Annotated in this window: 17 protein-coding genes and 1 other annotated feature; of the genes, 8 read left to right on the top strand and 9 right to left on the bottom strand. The window is 52.6% G+C overall.

Annotated elements, in window-relative coordinates:
* Positions 1 to 13 precede the first annotated feature (13 nt).
* The 6 genes from ACLD4K_RS04110 to acrA all read right to left on the bottom strand — a co-directional run bounded on the left by ACLD4K_RS04110 (position 14) and on the right by acrA (position 6813).
* Complete coding sequence (locus ACLD4K_RS04110; protein WP_000136183.1) at positions 14 to 484, bottom strand: YlaC family protein; 471 nt, start codon at positions 482 to 484, stop codon at positions 14 to 16.
* 117 nt (positions 485 to 601) lie between these two features.
* Positions 602 to 1153 carry a maltose O-acetyltransferase gene (gene maa, locus ACLD4K_RS04105; RefSeq protein ID WP_411011427.1) on the bottom strand — a complete coding sequence of 184 codons (552 nt, stop codon included), beginning with the start codon at positions 1151 to 1153 and terminating at the stop codon, positions 602 to 604.
* 178 nt (positions 1154 to 1331) lie between these two features.
* On the bottom strand, positions 1332 to 1550 hold the full coding sequence (locus ACLD4K_RS04100; protein ID WP_183059593.1) for an HHA domain-containing protein: 219 nt from the start codon (positions 1548 to 1550) through the stop codon (positions 1332 to 1334).
* 27 nt (positions 1551 to 1577) lie between these two features.
* Positions 1578 to 1952, bottom strand: a complete 375-nt coding sequence (tomB, locus tag ACLD4K_RS04095; protein WP_000344807.1) for an Hha toxicity modulator TomB — start codon at positions 1950 to 1952, stop codon at positions 1578 to 1580.
* Positions 1953 to 2447: 495 nt separating this feature from the next.
* Entirely contained in the window at positions 2448 to 5597 is a 3150-nt protein-coding gene (gene acrB, locus ACLD4K_RS04090; protein ID WP_411011426.1) for an efflux RND transporter permease AcrB, read from the bottom strand.
* A 22-nt stretch (positions 5598 to 5619) separates the two neighbouring features.
* A complete protein-coding gene (gene acrA / locus ACLD4K_RS04085; protein ID WP_183059594.1) occupies positions 5620 to 6813 on the bottom strand; it encodes a multidrug efflux RND transporter periplasmic adaptor subunit AcrA in 1194 nt (397 codons plus the stop codon).
* A gap of 141 nt (positions 6814 to 6954) precedes the next feature.
* Between acrA and acrR the strand changes: the two genes are divergently transcribed.
* Both acrR and mscK read left to right on the top strand, forming a co-directional pair.
* Positions 6955 to 7608, top strand: a complete 654-nt coding sequence (gene acrR, locus ACLD4K_RS04080; RefSeq protein WP_023201991.1) for a multidrug efflux transporter transcriptional repressor AcrR — start codon at positions 6955 to 6957, stop codon at positions 7606 to 7608.
* A gap of 118 nt (positions 7609 to 7726) precedes the next feature.
* On the top strand, positions 7727 to 11089 hold the full coding sequence (gene mscK / locus ACLD4K_RS04075) for a mechanosensitive channel MscK (RefSeq protein WP_411011425.1): 3363 nt from the start codon (positions 7727 to 7729) through the stop codon (positions 11087 to 11089).
* A gap of 41 nt (positions 11090 to 11130) precedes the next feature.
* On the opposite strand, the gene ACLD4K_RS04070 is transcribed toward mscK, so the two are convergent.
* From ACLD4K_RS04070 to priC, 3 genes are all read right to left on the bottom strand, one after another.
* The gene (locus tag ACLD4K_RS04070; protein ID WP_411011424.1) at positions 11131 to 12066 is read right to left on the bottom strand and encodes an Rpn family recombination-promoting nuclease/putative transposase; all 936 of its coding nucleotides are present in this window, start codon (positions 12064 to 12066) and stop codon (positions 11131 to 11133) included.
* 69 nt (positions 12067 to 12135) lie between these two features.
* Positions 12136 to 12303 (bottom strand): pleiotropic regulatory protein RsmS, encoded by a 168-nt coding sequence (rsmS, locus tag ACLD4K_RS04065; protein ID WP_000051161.1) that lies wholly within the window; start codon positions 12301 to 12303, stop codon positions 12136 to 12138.
* A 13-nt stretch (positions 12304 to 12316) separates the two neighbouring features.
* Positions 12317 to 12844, bottom strand: coding sequence for a primosomal replication protein N'' (priC, locus tag ACLD4K_RS04060; RefSeq protein WP_411011423.1), 528 nt, complete (start codon positions 12842 to 12844; stop codon positions 12317 to 12319).
* A gap of 68 nt (positions 12845 to 12912) precedes the next feature.
* Here priC and ACLD4K_RS04055 point away from each other — a divergent pair, with 68 nt between their 5' ends.
* From ACLD4K_RS04055 to htpG, 6 genes are all read left to right on the top strand, one after another.
* Positions 12913 to 13290, top strand: coding sequence for a DUF454 family protein (locus ACLD4K_RS04055; protein ID WP_001189860.1), 378 nt, complete (start codon positions 12913 to 12915; stop codon positions 13288 to 13290).
* 152 nt (positions 13291 to 13442) lie between these two features.
* Complete coding sequence (gene apt / locus ACLD4K_RS04050; RefSeq protein WP_000127350.1) at positions 13443 to 13994, top strand: adenine phosphoribosyltransferase; 552 nt, start codon at positions 13443 to 13445, stop codon at positions 13992 to 13994.
* A 113-nt stretch (positions 13995 to 14107) separates the two neighbouring features.
* Positions 14108 to 16036 carry a DNA polymerase III subunit gamma/tau gene (dnaX, locus tag ACLD4K_RS04045; protein ID WP_411011422.1) on the top strand — a complete coding sequence of 643 codons (1929 nt, stop codon included), beginning with the start codon at positions 14108 to 14110 and terminating at the stop codon, positions 16034 to 16036.
* Positions 15369 to 15433 (top strand) — a sequence feature (DnaX frameshifting element). (Overlaps the previous gene by 65 nt.)
* Positions 16037 to 16081: 45 nt before the next feature.
* Positions 16082 to 16411 (top strand): YbaB/EbfC family nucleoid-associated protein, encoded by a 330-nt coding sequence (locus ACLD4K_RS04040; protein ID WP_000467098.1) that lies wholly within the window; start codon positions 16082 to 16084, stop codon positions 16409 to 16411.
* A complete protein-coding gene (gene recR / locus ACLD4K_RS04035; RefSeq protein ID WP_001195023.1) occupies positions 16411 to 17016 on the top strand; it encodes a recombination mediator RecR in 606 nt (201 codons plus the stop codon). The genes ACLD4K_RS04040 and recR overlap by 1 nt, the downstream gene beginning before the upstream one ends.
* Positions 17017 to 17126: 110 nt before the next feature.
* The gene (gene htpG, locus ACLD4K_RS04030; protein WP_183052673.1) at positions 17127 to 19001 is read left to right on the top strand and encodes a molecular chaperone HtpG; all 1875 of its coding nucleotides are present in this window, start codon (positions 17127 to 17129) and stop codon (positions 18999 to 19001) included.
* Positions 19002 to 19210: the final 209 nt, after the last annotated feature.

Below are 19210 nucleotides of genomic sequence, written 5' to 3'. Positions count from 1 at the left end.
GCGCACTTTTTTATTACCGGCTGGCTTCTGCGCGGGCCAGCGTAAAAATATCGTAGAAGGAAAGTTCGCCCTTACGGGCAACCATTTTTTGCAGCTGGACTTTATGTTCATTATCCACCTGTGGAGACTGAAGAATCGTCTCAATGAGCGTGGGGGGAACAAAGCGGGTGTTGTACCATTCGCCGTTGTAACAGACCCGGAGGTCCAGCACATCGATGTCGTTATAGTGATAACGCGGGGCGATGTCGAAAAAGAAGAAACCATTAAATGCGATAAATAACACCACTAACAGCCACACTGACCCCACCAGCGTTTCTGATTGCAGCATGACCGCCAGCGTCGCAAACCAGGCTGCATACATCGCGATAAATAACCCAGGATGCTTGCGGATAAAACTGATACTAAAACGCGGCCTGTTATCGCGTTTTTCACGGACGTTTAAGTCATCAATAGTTTCGCTAAGCAGGCGCTGTATCTCTGTCATCTTTTGCCTTCATGATTTCTGCGACATAGGGGGTAATAACAGCCCATTTTAAAGGGAGGTGTAATGTGAAAAAAGTAACAGATTAACCACGAATTAGCATAACAGTTATCATTTTGACTACATTTTTTTAATGATTCGCGCCGGATTTCCGCCTACCACGACGTCTGGCGGTACGTTTTTTGTCACCACAGCGCCTGAAGCGACGACGACGTTATCGCCGATGGTTACGCCAGGATTAACGACGGCTCGTCCACCTATCCAGACGTTATTTCCGATAGTGACAGGTTTACCTAATTCTCTGCCGCTGTTGCGTTCGACGGCGTCCAGCGGGTGCGTGGCGGTATAGATATGTACCCCTGGCGCGAACATACAATTATCGCCAATATGAATTGGGCAAACATCAAGCATGACGCAGTCGAAGTTAGCGTAAAAGGAGTGGCCAAGAAAAATATTATAGCCGTAGTCGCAACGAAAAGAAGGTTCAATATAGGCGTCTTCGCATCGACCCAACAGGTCGCGTAAAATCGCCTGACGCTTATTTATTTCATCAGGCGTAGTATAATTGTATTGATGGATGAGTTGGCGTGCCCGTAGTCGATCCCGGCATAAAGTTTCATCGGTCGGGCAATACAGCGCCCCAGCGATCATTTTTTGTTTTTCGTCACTCACCGCGCGCTCCCCTTGGTGGATATTATCGCAATAGAAGCAATAATAGAGTATTAGAGGGAACGTTCCCTGTTATTGGTATGTGATCTATATCACTGTTCTATAATAGCCCGTTGTGTTATTAGCCAGAACGAGGATGCAGATAACACCTGCGTGTTCTCTAAAAAATAATGTAGCGTGATTAACGAATGAATTTCCATACTGAAGAAGGGATCTTGTCGTAGAGTTTGTTCATCGTCAATTCTGCAAGACGGTGATCCGCAGCTGAGTAAAATACAGCCAGCTCATTGTCGGGCAATTCATATTTATTTTTCTCAATGACGCGCTCCAGAGTGTCAATTGTCTGACAGCGCCGTAAACGCATCAAATAATCAGTTTTAGTTAATGGTTTATCAGACATAAATTCTACCTATGATTGTAATAATTTTTAACAAGACAAACTAACAGGATTAGCCCTGGTGGCGTTGACGAAACAACGGAACAGGCGGTTGCCCGATTTACGCCATTTTTGCAAATCCTGCGTATTAATACCATAGCTGCTGAACAACATAAAGGTGTCGTCCAGATATTCATCTATCTGCGCAATCAATTTATTGTCTTCATTGTACTTAATTTTATAATTAAGCGCGAAAGTTGCAATATGCTCTATCAGCTCATTGAGCTGCAGGTTGACTGCTGAGGTCGGGTCATTAACCCAGCCATGGTTACTTTCTTCAAGGTTTGCAAGACAGTCATGATACAGGGTTTCGCAAAGAAATTTAAGCTGTGCTATATCATGTCTTTTGGGTGAGTATTCGTCCATAATGCATCCCCTTTTTAGTGGCTTAAACTAACCGAACACCTTCGGGATGGATACAACTAACTAACCTGGTACTTCCCACGTCACCTTATGATTTAACTATAATCTACTCTAAAAAACTTTTCATCGTCATATTACGAAAAATTACAATTGCGTGAAAGCCGCGTGTTGCCATACTTTTTCGAATTTTAACAGTGATCGTCGGTCGCCTAAAAAGGAACCAGTTTTATTGTTTGTGTAATCATTGGGTTAACGTTTTTTAGCTTTTCAGGCTAAAACAATCTCCTCTGACAGGAGAAAGTAGCCAGGAATATTCTTAATATTTCTCAATTAATGGCTGAATTAAGAAATGGCCAACTTTCCTAAGAAAAGCCTTTAACGCAGTAAGGATTATACCTTTTATTAATATGGCAAAAAATAATCAATCTAACAATAAGCGTATTTTATGATTTTTGCGTAAAAAAGGCCGCTTGCGCGGCCTTATCAACAGTGAGCAAATCAGCGATGTTCTGTCGAATGACTATGCTCAATATCTTCGCTTTTACGGCTAAAGCGGCGGCGTACCACCACGAAGAAGACCGGTACGAAGAAAATAGCCAGTACGGTTGCCGTTACCATCCCGCCCAGTACGCCAGTACCTACCGCATTCTGTGCGCCGGAACCTGCGCCGGAACTGATAACCAGCGGCATAACCCCTAGCATGAACGCTAACGAGGTCATCAGAATCGGGCGCAAACGCATCCGGACGGCCTCCAGCGTCGCTTCTACCAGACCTTTCCCTTCTTTATCCATTAAGTCTTTGGCGAATTCGACGATAAGTATCGCGTTCTTCGCCGACAACCCAATGGTTGTGAGCAGGCCCACCTGGAAGTAAACGTCGTTAGTCAGTCCGCGGAAGGTCGCGGCCAGCAGCGCGCCGATAACCCCAAGCGGAACAACCAGCATTACGGAGAACGGGATAGACCAGCTCTCATACAATGCCGCCAGACACAGGAAGACGACGATCAGCGAGATAGCATACAGGGCAGGGGCCTGGTTGCCGGACAACCGTTCCTGGTAGGACATCCCGGTCCAGTCATACCCAATGCCTGACGGCAGCTTGCTGGCCAGTTCTTCCATCATCGCCATCGCTTCACCGGTACTCTTGCCTGGCGCCGCCTGACCCAGAATTTCCATCGAAGGCAGACCGTTATAGCGTTCCAGACGCGGCGAACCATATTCCCAGCGGGAAGAGGAGAATGCGGAGAATGGCACCATCTGACCATCGCTACCACGAACGTACCAGTCGTTAATATCATCCGGCAACATGCGGTATTTCGCTTCGGACATCACGTAAACTTTCTTCACACGACCGCGATCGATAAAGTCGTTTACATAGCTGCCGCCCCATGCTGCGCCCAGCGTGGTATTAATGTCGCTAATAGACACGCCCAGCGCCTGAGCTTTTTCCTGGTCGATATCGATTTTAAACTGCGGCGTATCTTCCAGGCCGTTAGGTCGAACGCCTACCAGCAGATCAGGATATTTCGCCACCTCGCCGAACAACTGATTACGCGCCTGGGTGAGTTTTTCATGACCAAGTCCCGCCTGGTCAATCAACTCGAAGTCAAACCCGGTTGCGGTGCCCAGTTCAACAATCGCTGGCAGGTTAAAGGCGAAGACCATCGCATCTTTAATTTGTGAAAATGCTGTGGTTGCCCGTTGGGTGATCGCTTCAACCTTATTTTTTTCGCCTGGACGATCGGCCCAGTCTTTCAACGACACGAATGCAATACCGGTATTCTGACCGCGCCCTGCAAAACCGAAGCCGTTGACGGCGAATACCGATTCAACGTTGGCTTTCTCTTTGTTCAGATAGTAATCCGTGACCTCATCCAGCACTTTTTGCGTGCGCTCTTGCGTTGCGCCGGCGGGGAGCTGGACCATTGTCAGGAATACGCCCTGGTCTTCATCCGGCAAGAAAGAACTTGGCAGACGAACGAACAGATAAGCCATACCGACGACGATAATGAGATAGAGCAGCAGGTAACGCCCGGTGCTGCGCAGAATATTGCCTACGCTATCGGTGTAGTGATGCGTGCTCTTATCGAACAGGCGGTTAAACCAGCCGAAAAAGCCTTTTTTCTCTTCGCCGTGATCGCCTTTGGCGACGGGTTTGAGCATCGTCGCGCACAGCGCGGGCGTCAGGATCAGCGCGACTAGCACCGACAGCGCCATCGCCGATACGATGGTGATAGAGAACTGACGATAAATTGCCCCGGTTGAGCCGCCAAAGAAGGCCATCGGAATAAATACCGCCGACAGTACCATCGCGATACCCACCAATGCGCCCTGAATCTGGCCCATGGATTTGCGCGTCGCTTCCTTCGGCGGAAGGCCTTCTTCCGTCATAACACGTTCGACGTTCTCGACCACCACGATGGCGTCATCCACCAGCAAGCCGATGGCGAGCACCATCCCGAACATCGTCAGCGTGTTTATCGAGAAACCGAATGCCGCAAGCACGGCAAAGGTTCCCAACAACACCACCGGAACCGCAATAGTCGGAATCAACGTCGCGCGGAAGTTCTGCAGGAACAGGTACATCACCAGGAACACGAGGATAATCGCTTCGACCAGCGTTTTTACCACTTCATGAATAGAGATCTTCACGAACGGCGTGGTGTCATACGGGTAGACGATTTTCATCCCTGGCGGGAAGAATGGTTCCATTTTTTTCAGTTCGGCGCGAATAGCGGTAGCGGTATCCAGCGCGTTGGCGCCGGTAGCCAGTTTGATGCCAAGACCTGACGCTGGCTGACCGTTAAATTTCGCGATGACGTCGTAGTTTTCGCCGCCAAGCTCAATTTTCGCTACATCCCGCAGACGAACCTGGGAGCCATCCTGATTTACTTTCAGCAGGATTTTGCCAAACTCATCCGTTGAGGTCAGACGCGTTTGGGCAATAATCGATGCGTTAAGCTGCTGGCCTTTTACCGGCGGCGTACCACCGAGCTGACCTGCCGCGACCTGGGCGTTCTGCGCTTTGATCGCGTTAATCACGTCGACCGGCGTCAGTTGGTATTTGGTCAGCTCTGTCGGATTCATCCAGATACGCATCGCATACTGCGAACCAAACAGCTGAACGTCGCCCACCCCAGAGGTACGGCTGATCGGATCTTTCATATTGGCGGCAACGTAATCCGAAATATCCTCCTGGGTCATGGTGCCGTCGGTGTTAATGACGCCCACTACCATCAGGAAGCTACTTGAGGACTTCTCAACGCTCACGCCCTGTTGCTGTACTTCCTGGGGAAGTAACGGCATTGCCAGTTGCAACTTGTTCTGAACCTGAACCTGCGCGATATCCGCATCGGTGCCGGATTCAAAGGTCAGCGTGATCTGCACGGTCCCCGTGGAGTCACTGTTGGAGGACATATACATCAGGTTATCGATACCGTTCATATTCTGTTCGATAACCTGCGTGACGGTATCCTGTACCGTTTTCGCATCAGCGCCAGGGTAGGTTGCGGAGATCGTCACTGCTGGTGGCGCAATCGTCGGATATTGCGCTACCGGCAATTTGAGGATCGCGAGCCCCCCTGCCAACATGATGATGATGGCGATCACCCACGCAAATATAGGGCGATCGATAAAGAAATTAGGCATGTCTTAACGGCTCCTGTTTAAGTTAAGACCTGGGCTGAGCAGGTTGATCACCGTTTGCGGCTTGCTGTTTGTTATTCGCGGTAATTTCCTGCACTTTAACCTGTGCGCCAGGACGTACTTTTTGCAGCCCGCTGACGACTACGCGGTCGCCCGCTTTCAACCCGTCAGTCACCAGCCACTTATCGCCGATCGCCTGGCTTGCGACGATTTGGCGGGTTTCCACTTTGTTATCAGCGCCAACCACCAGCACCGTGGCATCGCCGCGTGGAGTACGGGTAACGCCCTGTTGTGGAACCAGTAATGCCGTCGGTTTTGTCCCTTCCTGCAGACGTGCGCGAACGAACATTCCTGGCAATAAGGTGTGATCCGGGTTAGGGAAGATGGCGCGCAAAGTAATAGACCCGGTGCTTTGGTCAACGGTCACATCGGAGAATTCAAGCGTACCGGACTGCGGGAATTTGATACCGTCGCTGGTCACCAGGTCGACCTTCGCTTTGCCGTTTTCCTGTTTCAGCGAACCATTTGCCAGCTCCTGCTTCAGGCGCAGGAAGTCATTGCTGGACTGGGTCACATCGACATAAATAGGGTCCAGCTGCTGCACTGTCGCCAGCGCCGACGCCTGACCGTTCTGTACCAGCGCGCCTTCCGTTACGGACGACTTACCAATACGACCGCTAATCGGCGAGGTGACTTTGGTATACGCCAGGTTGATACGTGCGGTTTCAACGGCGGCTTTTGCTGCGACAACGGCGGCAGTCGCTTGTTGCGCGTCAGCCAGCGCCTGATCGTATTCTTGCTTACTGATGTACTGCGTACCCAGCAGCTTTTGATAACGCTTCACCGTCAGTTCAGCGATATTCGCGGCGGCCTGCGCTTTTGCCAGATCGCCCTTAGCGCTGTCGTAAGTCGCCTGGTAGGTCGCAGGATCAATCTGATAGAGAGAGGCTCCCGCTTCGATATCACTTCCCTCAACGAAATTACGCTTCAGGATAATGCCGCTTACCTGCGGGCGAACTTCGGCGATACGGTAAGCAACGGTACGACCCGGAAGTTCAGTTGTGATTTGCAGTGGTTCCGTTTTTAGTGTGACAACCCCAACTTCTGGCATCTGCTGGCCGCCTTGCTGGTCCTGTTTGTCGTCACATCCTGTTAGCGCTAAGCTGCCTGAGAGCATCAGAACGACCGCCAGAGGCGTTAACCCTCTGTTTTTGTTCATATGTAAACCTCGAGTGTCCGATTTCAAATTGGTCAATGGTCAAAGGTCCTTAAACCCATTGCTGCGTTTATATTATCGTCGTGCTATGGTACATACATTCATAAATGTATGTAAATCTAACGCCTGTAAATTCACCGACATATGGCACGAAAAACCAAACAACAAGCGCTGGAGACACGACAACACATCCTGGATGTGGCCCTGCGTTTGTTCTCGCAGCAAGGCGTATCAGCAACCTCGCTGGCGGAGATTGCGAACGCTGCTGGCGTGACGCGCGGCGCAATCTATTGGCATTTCAAAAATAAGTCGGATTTATTCAGTGAGATCTGGGAGCTATCAGAATCCAATATTGGTGAGCTTGAGATTGAGTATCAGGCAAAATTCCCCGACGATCCACTATCTGTATTAAGAGAAATTTTAGTTCATATTCTTGAAGCTACTGTAACAGAAGAACGACGCCGCTTATTGATGGAGATTATATTCCATAAATGTGAGTTTGTCGGAGAAATGGTTGTGGTTCAACAGGCGCAACGTGGCCTTTGTCTGGAAAGTTACGATCGGATTGAGCAAACGTTAAAACATTGTATTAATGCTAAAATGCTGCCTGAAAATCTGCTGACCCGTCGTGCGGCGATACTGATGCGCAGCTTTATTTCAGGGCTCATGGAAAACTGGTTATTTGCTCCGCAATCGTTTGATTTAAAAAAAGAAGCTCGCGCCTACGTCACTATCCTGCTGGAGATGTATCAATTGTGTCCGACGCTGCGCGCGTCGACGGTCAACGGCTCCCCCTGATAATATTCCAGGAAAACTCCTGGACATTTTCTGTGTCGCTATTCTGTTTGTTACAGGCGTGATATTCTTGCGACTCAATTATTTCCGGTCTGCTTGCCGGTTCAGACACTTCATTCTCATGACTATGTTGCAGCTTTATAAACGTTCACAGCATTTTGTTTTTATTACAATTAGCTTCCTTATTATCCTGCTGTCCTGTCAGTCTCTGGCATTTGCCCGGGGGCAAACGAATGGCGACCTGCCGTCAAAAGCAGATGTGCAAAACCAGCTGGATACGCTGAATAAGCAAAAAGATCTCTCCGCCCAGGATAAGCTCGTCCAGCAGGACCTTATTGATACGTTAGCTACGCTGGAGAAAATCGAGCGGGTAAAAGAGGAGACCATACAGCTACGGCAGAAGGTGGCGCAGGCGCCTGAAAAAATGCGTCAGGCGACGGCTGCGTTGAATGCGCTGAGCGATGTCGATAATGATGATGAAATGCGAAAAACGCTGAGTGCGCTTTCGTTACGTCAGCTTGAGCTACGTGTGGCGCAGGTACTGGATGATTTGCAAAATTCGCAAAACGATCTTGCCGCTTATAACAGCCAGCTTGTTTCGCTACAGACCCAGCCTGAGCGCGTGCAAAACGCCATGTATACCGCCTCGCAGCAAATACAGCAAATCCGTAACCGTCTGGACGGCAATAACGTCGGGGAAGCCGCGCTTCGCCCCAGCCAACAGGTGTTATTACAGGCAAAACAGGCGCTGCTTAATGCGCAGATCGACCAGCAACGTAAGAGTCTTGAAGGGAATACCGTTTTGCAGGACACCCTGCAAAAACAGCGGGATTACGTGACGGCCAACAGTAATCGCCTTGAACATCAGCTTCAACTTTTACAGGAGGCGGTCAACAGTAAACGACTTACGCTAACGGAAAAAACGGCCCAGGAGGCCATTTCGCCGGACGAAACGGCGCGTATCCAGGCGAACCCGCTGGTAAAACAGGAACTGGATATTAACCATCAACTCAGCCAGCGTCTGATTGTCGCGACCGAAAACGGCAATATGTTGATGCAGCAAAACATTAAAGTAAAAAACTGGCTCGATCGCGCGCTGCAGTCGGAAAGAAATATCAAAGAACAGATTGCCGTCTTAAAAGGCAGCCTGTTGCTGTCGCGTATTCTTTATCAACAGCAGCAAACCCTGCCCTCCGCCGACGAACTCGAAGATATGACCAACCGTATTGCGGATTTACGTCTGGAGCAGTTTGAAATCAACCAGCAGCGTGATGCCTTATTCCAAAGCGATGCCTTTGTCGACAAGCTGGAGGAGGGGCATACCAGCGAGGTGAATGATGAAGTTCATGATGCGTTGCTTCAGGTGGTGGAGATGCGCCGTGAGCTATTGGATCAGCTAAATAAACAGTTGGGTAACCAGCTGATGATGGCGATTAACCTGCAAGTTAACCAGCAGCAGTTGATGAGCGTCTCGAAAAATCTGAAAGCCATTCTGACGCAGCAGATTTTTTGGGTGAACAGTAACCGGCCTATGGACTGGGACTGGCTTAAAGCGTTCCCCCAAACGTTAAAAGAGCAATTCAGCGCCATGAAAATCACGGTGAACTGGCAAAAAGCCTGGCCCGCGGTATTTATTGCTTTTTTGGCCGGGTTGCCGCTCTTACTCATCGCCGGTTTAATCCGCTGGCGTCTGAAATGGTTAAAAGCGTATCAACAGAAGCTGGCCGCCGCCGTGGGATCGCTGCGTAACGATAGTCAACTCAATACGCCAAAAGCTATTCTGATCGATCTGATCCGCGCGCTGCCGGTGTGTCTGATTATCCTCGCGCTTGGACTGATCCTGCTGACCATGCAGCTAAATATCAGCGATCTGCTCTGGGCCTTTAGTAAAAAGCTCGCGATGTTCTGGCTGGTCTTTGGGCTGTGCTGGAAGGTGCTGGAAAAAGAGGGCGTGGCGATACGCCATTTTGGTATGCCAGCGCAGTTGACCAGCCACTGGCGTCGTCAGATTGTACGCATTAGCCTCGCATTGCTGCCGCTGCACTTTTGGTCTGTGGTGGCGGAGTTGTCGCCGCTGAATCTGATGGATGACGTGCTGGGACAGGCGGTTATTTTCCTCAATCTGCTGGTCATAACATTACTGGTATGGCCACTGTGCCGGGAAAGCTGGCGCGATAAAGAATCTCACGGCATTCGACTGGTGACCGTGACGATTCTTTCCATCATTCCGGTGGCGTTAATGGTATTAACGGCGACCGGCTATTTCTATACCACGCTGCGCCTGGCGGGGCGCTGGATTGAAACCGTCTATCTGGTCATTATCTGGAACCTGCTTTATCAAACGGTGCTGCGCGGGTTAAGCGTAGCGGCGCGCCGGATTGCCTGGCGACGCGCGCTGGCTCGTCGTCAGAACCTGGTAAAAGAGGGAGCGGAAGGCGCGGAGCCACAGGAAGAACCCACCATCGCGTTGGAGCAGATTAACCAGCAAACATTACGTATCACGATGCTGCTAATGCTTGCCCTGTTCGGCGTTATGTTCTGGGCGATTTGGTCCGATTTGATCACCGTATTCAGCTATCTTGATAGCATCACGCTGTGGCACTACAACGGCTCCGAAGCTGGCGCTGCGGTGGTGAAAAGCGTGACGATGGGCAGCTTGCTATTCGCCATTATTGCCGCGATGGTGGCCTGGGCGCTCATCCGCAACTTACCCGGCCTGCTGGAAGTGCTGGTGCTTTCACGCCTGAATATGCGCCAGGGGGCTTCGTATGCGATCACCACGATCCTTAACTACGTCATTATCGCTGTTGGCGCGATGACAGTATTCGGATCGCTCGGCGTCTCGTGGGATAAACTCCAGTGGCTGGCGGCGGCGTTGTCGGTGGGTCTCGGTTTTGGGCTACAGGAGATCTTCGGTAACTTTGTCTCGGGTTTAATCATCCTCTTCGAACGTCCGGTACGCATTGGCGATACGGTAACGATCGGCACCTATTCCGGTACGGTCAGTAAGATTCGTATTCGCGCCACCACTATTACCGATTTTGATCGTAAAGAAGTGATCATTCCGAACAAAGCGTTCGTGACGGAGCGGCTGATTAACTGGTCCCTCTCCGATACCACGACACGTCTGGTGATCCGGCTTGGCGTGGCTTATGGCTCGGATCTGGAGAAAGTGAAAAGAGTCCTGCTACAGGCGGCGATGGAGCATCCGAAGGTGATGCACGATCCGGAACCTGCCGTATTCTTCACCACCTTTGGCGCCAGCACTCTGGATCATGAACTGCGTCTGTATGTGCGTGAATTGCGCGATCGTAGCCATACGGTGGATGAACTGAACCGCGCGATCGATCGACTGTGCCGTGAAAATGATATCAATATCGCCTTTAACCAGCTTGAGGTGCATCTGCATAACGCGAAGGGCGACGAAGTCACTGAAGTGAAGCGCGATCTCAACGGCGGCGATCTGGCGCCTACGGCAAGCTAAAAGGCGGTGGGCTGCGCGCTTTATGAGTGCGCGCGGCGCCGCTAATGTGAAAGCGTAGAAAGCTCTTCCGGCGTAATGCCGGTGACGCTGGCGATGAGCCCGGGTTCCAGCCCGTTGGCAAGCATTTTGCGGGCAATAGCGCGCGCTTCGGCCTCACGGCCTTGTGCTAACCCTTGCTCAAGGCCTTTTTGCAGGCCCTTTTGCAACCCTTCCGTTCGGCCTTTTTCTTCCAGCCATTCCGCTATTGTCATCAGTTGTTCCTTATACTGCGGCGCGCCCTGCGCCAGTTGACGAATCAGCGCCCCGGGTTCTGCGGCGTTTCCTGCTTTCAACATATAGTTGATCAGCACACTGAGCTGCGCGTCCGTCAAATAATCCTGCGTTAAAAGCGTGATAAGGGGGTCGAGCAGTTCGCTTAAATCGCGTTGACGAATATGTTTTTGCAGGAGCTCTAACATCGCTATCCGCCGATGCTGCAAAAGCTGATTATCCGGCATTGTCGTCAGGTCGACCAGCGCAAATTCATGACTGTATAAGGCCTTCGCCATATCCGGTTTCACAAACATATTATGCCAGTTAAGGCTATAGGGCCACGGGCTTTCCGGACCGTGATAAAAGAGGATTGGTACCACCAGCGGCAAGGTATCATGACCGGCATCCAGATGACGCTGCATGGCGGCAATGGCGTACCGCATCAGGCGAAAAGCCATCAGCCGGTCTGATTTGCTCTGATGTTCAATGAGCGCGTAAACATACCCGGGGCCGTGTTGGGTATGCAGAGAGTAGAGAATATCTGAATAGCGGCTGCGTAAATTGTCTTCAACAAAACTCCCCGACTCCAGCTTCAGTGAATCCAGATCGCAGATTGCAAGAAAGGCTTCTGGCAAGTGAATAGCCAGAAAGTCGCGGGCGACCTCTTTTTGCATCAGCATCTGTCGAAATACCGCATCGTGCGGCGTGGTGGGTAGACGTTCCATGACCCGTTCCTTGTTGCTTGACTGTAGCGACCACTTTGTCAGCGACAACGAGGACAAACCAGGGGGCAATTACTCTGTTTGCGAGTCGTCTTCCGTACTTTTTAACTTGTTTTCATAATCACGCATAACTATTTCCAGCGCGCGTAGCACCGTTCGTGCCGGTAAGCGATTCTCTTCAAGCAGCACAATTAAATCCACGGCCAGTTTGACTTCATCAGGGGCATTTTCAAGCGACATACTTTCTCCTGGGTTAACGGGTTAAACGCGCCAGTACGTTTTCTATTTTCTCCAGCGCATGTCGGCAGCGCGCCAGCCGTCCTTCATAGATCTCGACTTCCTTTTGCAGCGTTTGTTGTTCGACAAGGCTGGTCGCCTGCGCCAGACGAATTTTGCGCTCCTGTGTCATCGCCAGTAGTCGACGTTCAAACTCCTGATGCTGTATTCGTCTGCGCTGCCAACGGCCAAGCCCTGGCGCGGCGGTGTCCCACTGGCGCAGCGACCAGGCGGCGGTTTCACGCGATATCGCCTCCAGTTGCGAAGCCAGATGTTCCGCCAGCCAGGCGACTTGCGGCAGTTGCTCATGTTTTACCGCCTGACGCAACGCGACGAGATTGGCGTCAGCCTCTTCCAGATATCCCTGCAACAGAGTACTGCGGGTACGGAAAAGGTGTCGGTCAAAGCGCGCGCTTAACGTCGCATGTTGCGCCAGCGGCGCGCAGCGTTGGCGTAGCGTCGCCAGCCTCTCTCCCAGCGTCTGTAACAGCATAGCGGTTTTCAATTCAACACCCCGATGAAAATAAGACAGGCTGTGCTACAGTAGCCTTCTGTTTGATAACGATTCGCATTATGCAACGTACTATTTTAATCATCATTGGCTGGCTGGCGGTAGTATTAGGGACATTGGGCGTGGTTTTGCCCCTGTTGCCGACTACGCCGTTCATTTTACTGGCGGCCTGGTGTTTCGCCCGCTCGTCGCCGCGTTTCCATGCCTGGTTGTTATACCGCTCATGGTTTGGCGGTTATCTGCGCCACTGGCAGCGCTATCGGGCCATGCCGCCGGGCGCGAAACCGCGAGCGATCGCGTTGATATTGCTGACCTTTGGTATATCGCTGTGGCTGGTGAATATGATGTGGGTGCGGGTGCTGCTGTTGGTTATTTTGGCCTGCCTGCTGATTTTTATGTGGCGGATACCGGTGATTGATGAAAAGCAACAAAAGCGCTGAAGCACACGAATCGCTGTTGCAATTGTCGTTCACAGCCAGTAAATTCGACCGTTTTCGAGCACAGGCGCAGGCGGTCAAAGAGTAACCGAGCGTTACCCCTGACCGAAAAGTATTGCGCCGTGAGTAACACCGTACTTAGCAGGCATATATCCATGACCGCGACTGCACAGCAGCTTGAGTTTCTCAAAAACAGCATCAAAAGCATTCAGGATTACCCGAAACCGGGCATTCTTTTCCGTGATGTCACCAGCTTACTGGAAGACCCGAAAGCCTACGCGCTCAGTATTGAACTGTTGGTTGAGCGTTATAAAAATGCGGGTATTACCAAAGTGGTCGGCACCGAAGCGCGTGGCTTCCTGTTTGGCGCGCCAGTTGCGCTTGGGCTGGGCGTTGGTTTTGTTCCGGTACGTAAACCGCGCAAATTACCGCGTGAAACTATTGCCGAGACCTATGAATTAGAGTACGGCACCGATCAGCTGGAAATCCATGTCGACGCGATTAAACCTGGCGACAACGTGCTGGTCGTGGACGATCTGCTGGCGACTGGCGGCACCATTGAGGCGACCGTGAAGTTGATCCGTCGTCTGGGCGGGAAAGTCACCGATGCGGCGTTCATCATCAATTTGTTCGATCTGGGCGGTGAGCAGCGTCTGGAAAAGCAGGGGATTACCTGTTATAGCCTGGTGCCGTTTCCGGGGCATTGATTCAGGCTATCCGCACTGCTATTTTAGCCAGAGAGACAACCTCGCTGTATCGGCGAGGTTGTGTTAGCATTACCCTTCTATGAATCCACCTTCCAGCGTTTCAGAGCCTGCCAATGAGTTATCAGGTCTTAGCCAGAAAATGGCGCCCACAAACCTTTGCTGACGTCGTCGGCCAGGAACATGTGCTGACCGCACTGGCGAACGGCTTGTCGTTAGGGCGCATTCATCACGCATATCTTTTTTCCGGCACGCGCGGCGTCGGTAAAACCTCTATCGCCCGACTGCTGGCGAAGGGGCTGAACTGCGAAACCGGTATTACCGCGACGCCGTGTGGCGTTTGCGATAACTGTCGGGAAATTGAGCAGGGGCGTTTTGTCGATCTCATTGAGATTGACGCCGCATCGCGTACCAAAGTCGAAGACACCCGCGACCTGCTGGATAACGTCCAGTACGCGCCTGCGCGCGGTCGCTTTAAAGTCTATCTGATCGATGAAGTCCACATGCTGTCGCGCCACAGCTTTAATGCGCTACTTAAAACGCTTGAAGAGCCGCCAGCGCATGTGAAATTTTTACTGGCGACCACCGATCCGCAGAAGCTGCCGGTGACCATTTTGTCGCGCTGCCTACAGTTTCATCTCAAAGCGCTGGATGTTGAACAGATTCGCCATCAGCTTGAGCATATTCTCAATGAGGAACATATCGCTCACGAACCCCGCGCGTTGCAGTTGTTATCACGTGCGGCTGACGGCAGCCTGCGCGATGCATTAAGTCTGACTGACCAGGCGATCGCCAGCGGCGACGGGCAGGTTTCGACGCAGGCGGTAAGCGCCATGCTCGGTACGCTGGACGATGACCAGGCTTTGTCATTAGTCGAGGCGGTGGTTGACGCTAACGGCGAACGCGTCATGTCGCTTATCAACGAGGCGGCGGCGCGCGGTATTGAATGGGAAGCGCTGCTGGTCGAAATGCTTAGCCTGCTGCACCGTATTGCGATGGTGCAACTTTCGCCTGCCGCGTTAGGCAGCGATATGGCGGCTATCGAGCAACGGATGCGCGAACTTGCCCGGACGGTGCCTCCCGGCGATCTTCAGCTCTACTATCAGACGTTGTTGATTGGCCGCAAAGAATTGCCCTGGGCGCCGGACCGGCGGATGGGCGTTGAAATGACGTTACTGCGTGCGCTGGCGTTTCACCCGCGTATGCCCTTGCCGGAGCCTGAAACGCCGCGGCAGTCTTTTGCGCCCGTGGCCCCAACGGCGGTAATGACGCCGCCGCAGGTGCAGCAGCAGTCGGCGCCCGCGCCGCAGACATCGCCAGCGCCGCTGCCGGCGTCTACCAGTCAGGTGCTGGCGGTGCGCAATCAGCTACAGCGCGCGCAGGGAGTAACCAAAACAAAAAAGAGTGAACCGGCAGCCGCATCCCGCGCGCGGCCGGTGAATAACTCTGCGCTGGAGCGGCTGGCCTCGGTTTCGGAGCGCGTACAGGCGCGCCCGGCGCCATCTGCGCTGGAAACGGCGCCAGTAAAGAAAGAGGCTTATCGCTGGAAGGCCACCACGCCGGTAGTACAAACCAAAGAAGTGGTGGCTACGCCAAAAGCGCTTAAGAAAGCTCTGGAGCATGAAAAAACGCCGGAGCTGGCGGCTAAACTGGCGGCAGAAGCGATTGAGCGCGATCCGTGGGCGGCGCAGGTAAGCCAGCTTTCTTTGCCTAAGCTGGTGGAGCAGGTGGCGCTTAATGCCTGGAAGGAGCAGAACGGCAACGCGGTTTGTCTGCATCTGCGCTCGACGCAGCGGCACCTCAATTCCAGCGGCGCGCAGCAAAAGCTGGCGCAAGCGCTCAGCGATCTGACGGGAACGACGGTTGAACTGACCATCGTTGAAGATGATAATCCCGCGGTGCGTACGCCGCTGGAATGGCGTCAGGCCATTTATGAAGAGAAACTCGCGCAAGCGCGTGAGTCAATTATCGCGGATAATAACATTCAGACGCTGCGTCGATTCTTCGACGCCGAGCTGGATGAAGAGAGTATCCGCCCCATTTGATCGTAAGCCCGGCTTGCGATTGTGAACCATCAAGAGAGAGAGCTTATGTTTGGAAAAGGCGGTCTGGGCAATCTGATGAAACAGGCCCAGCAGATGCAGGAAAAAATGCAGAAAATGCAGGAAGAGATTGCGCAGCTGGAGGTGACCGGCGAATCCGGCGCGGGTCTGGTGAAGGTTACCATCAACGGCGCGCATAACTGCCGCCGCGTGGAAATTGACCCAAGCCTGCTGGAAGATGACAAAGAGATGCTGGAAGATCTGGTCGCTGCGGCCTTCAACGATGCGGCGCGCCGCATTGAAGAGACGCAAAAAGAGAAGATGGCCTCCGTCTCTTCCGGTATGCAACTGCCGCCAGGCTTTAAGATGCCATTCTGATGCAAACCAGTCCGCTGTTAACTCAGCTTATGGAAGCGTTGCGCTGCCTTCCGGGCGTCGGCCCTAAGTCGGCGCAGCGGATGGCGTTTACCCTGTTGCAGCGCGATCGCAGCGGCGGGATGCGCCTGGCGCAGGCGCTGACCCGGGCGATGTCGGAAATCGGCCACTGCGCCGACTGCCGCACCTTTACCGAGCAGGATGTTTGTAATATCTGTTCGAACCCGCGGCGTCAGGAAAACGGCCAGATTTGCGTGGTGGAGAGTCCTGCGGATATCTACGCCATTGAGCAGACCGGGCAATTTTCCGGGCGGTATTTCGTGCTGATGGGCCACCTGTCGCCGCTGGACGGCATCGGGCCGGATGATATCGGTCTCGATCGTCTGGAACAGCGGCTGGCGTCAGAAAAAATCAGTGAGCTGATCCTCGCGACCAACCCGACGGTTGAAGGGGAGGCTACCGCGAACTATATTGCCGAGCTGTGCGCGGAGGCCGGCGTCGAAGCCAGTCGTATCGCCCACGGCGTGCCGGTTGGCGGTGAACTGGAGATGGTCGACGGTACGACGCTGTCCCACTCGCTGGCGGGACGCCATAAGATTATTTTCTGAACAAACGGAGGCGGCATTCGCGGCCTCCGCTTGAAATCACCCCCGCTTGTCCCCATCTCACCCTCAACGTATTTTTACCATTAAAAATGGCATTGTTGAGGTCTATCCACATGAAAGGACAAGAAACGCGTGGTTTTCAGTCAGAAGTTAAACAGCTTCTGCACCTGATGATCCATTCTCTTTATTCCAATAAAGAAATCTTCCTGCGTGAACTCATCTCTAACGCCTCAGATGCGGCGGACAAGCTGCGTTTCCGCGCTCTGTCAAACCCAGACCTGTATGAAGGAGATGGTGAGCTGCGTGTGCGCGTCTCTTTCGATAAAGATAAGCGTACGTTGACCATTGCCGATAACGGCGTGGGGATGAATCGTGATGAGGTAATTGACCACTTAGGCACCATTGCCAAGTCCGGCACCAAATCTTTCCTCGAATCAATGGGGTCCGATCAGGCGAAAGATAGCCAGCTCATCGGTCAGTTTGGCGTAGGCTTCTACTCAGCGTTTATTGTGGCCGATAAAGTGACCGTACGTACCCGTGCGGCAGGCGACAAGCCGGAAAATGGCGTGTTCTGGGAATCGGCAGGCGAAGGCGAATACACCGTTGCCGATATCACCAAAAATGACCGTGGTACGGAAATCACCTTACACCTGCGTGAAGGCGAAGATGAATTCCTCGATGACTGGCGCGTACGCTCGATTATCAGCAAATATTCCGATCACATCGCATTGCCGGTAGAGATTGAAAAACGGGAAGAAAAAGACGGCGAAACCGTGATCTCCTGGGAGAAAATCAACAAGGCTCAGGCGTTGTGGACCCGTAACAAGTCGGAAATTAAAGACGACGAGTACAACGAGTTTTACAAGCACATCGCGCATGATTTCACCGATCCGCTGACCTGGAGCCACAACCGCGTGGAAGGTAAGCAGGAGTACACTAGCCTGCTGTATATCCCGTCGCAGGCGCCGTGGGATCTGTGGAACCGCGATCACAAACATGGTCTGAAGCTGTACGTACAGCGCGTGTTCATTATGGACGATGCCGAGCAGTTCATGCCGAACTATCTGCGTTTCGTGCGCGGCCTGATTGATTCTAACGACCTGCCGTTGAACGTCTCCCGTGAAATCCTGCAGGACAGCACGGTAACGCGTAATCTGCGCAGCGCCCTGACCAAACGCGTTCTGCAAATGTTGGAAAAACTGGCGAAAGACGACGCGGAAAAATATCAAACCTTCTGGAAACAGTTCGGTCTGGTGCTGAAAGAAGGCCCGGCGGAAGATCACGCCAACCAGGAAGCGATCGCTAAACTGTTGCGCTTTGCCTCCACCCATACAGACTCTTCCGCCCAGACCGTGTCGCTGGAAGATTACGTCTCCCGGATGAAAGAAGGGCAGGAAAAAATCTACTACATCACCGCAGACAGCTATGCGGCGGCGAAAAACAGCCCGCACCTGGAGCTGCTGCGTAAGAAAGGCATCGAAGTGCTGCTGCTCTCCGATCGCATCGACGAGTGGATGATGAACTACCTGACCGAGTTTGACGGTAAAGCATTCCAGTCGGTCGCTAAAGCCGATAAGTCCATCGAAAAACTGGCGGATGAAGTCGACGAAAATGCGAAAGAAGCGGAAAAGGCGCTTGAGCCGTTCGTGGAGCGTGTCAAAACCCTGCTGGGCGATCGCGTGAAAGAGGTGCGTCTGACGCATCGTTTAACCGACACGCCGGCGATTGTTACCACCGATGCGGATGAAATGAGCACCCAGATGGCGAAACTGTTCGCCGCGGCCGGTCAGTCCGTGCCGGAAGTGAAATACATCTTTGAGCTCAACCCGGATCATGTGCTGGTTAAACGCACTGCCGATACCGAGGATGAAGCGCAGTTTAAAGAGTGGGTTGAGCTGCTGCTGGATCAGGCGCTGTTCGCTGAACGCGGTACGCTGGAAGATCCGAACCAGTTTATCCGCCGTATGAACCAGTTGCTGGTGTCCTGATAACGCTCATCTGATTGCCGGATAGCGACGCGAAGCGTCTTATCCGGCCTACGGCGGGTACTGTTTTGTGACTGCCGGATGGCGACGTGAAACGTTTTATCCGGCCTACGGACGGGTACTGTTTTGTGACTGCCGGATGGCGACGCGAAGCGTCTTATCCGGCCTACGGACGGGTACTGTTTTGTGACTGCCGGATGGCGACGCGAAGC

It is taken from the genome of Salmonella sp. 741265055_HSA (assembly GCF_046569525.1).
Classification (GTDB): domain Bacteria; phylum Pseudomonadota; class Gammaproteobacteria; order Enterobacterales; family Enterobacteriaceae; genus Salmonella; species Salmonella enterica.
This window is presented reverse-complemented; position numbering and strand designations above follow the sequence as displayed.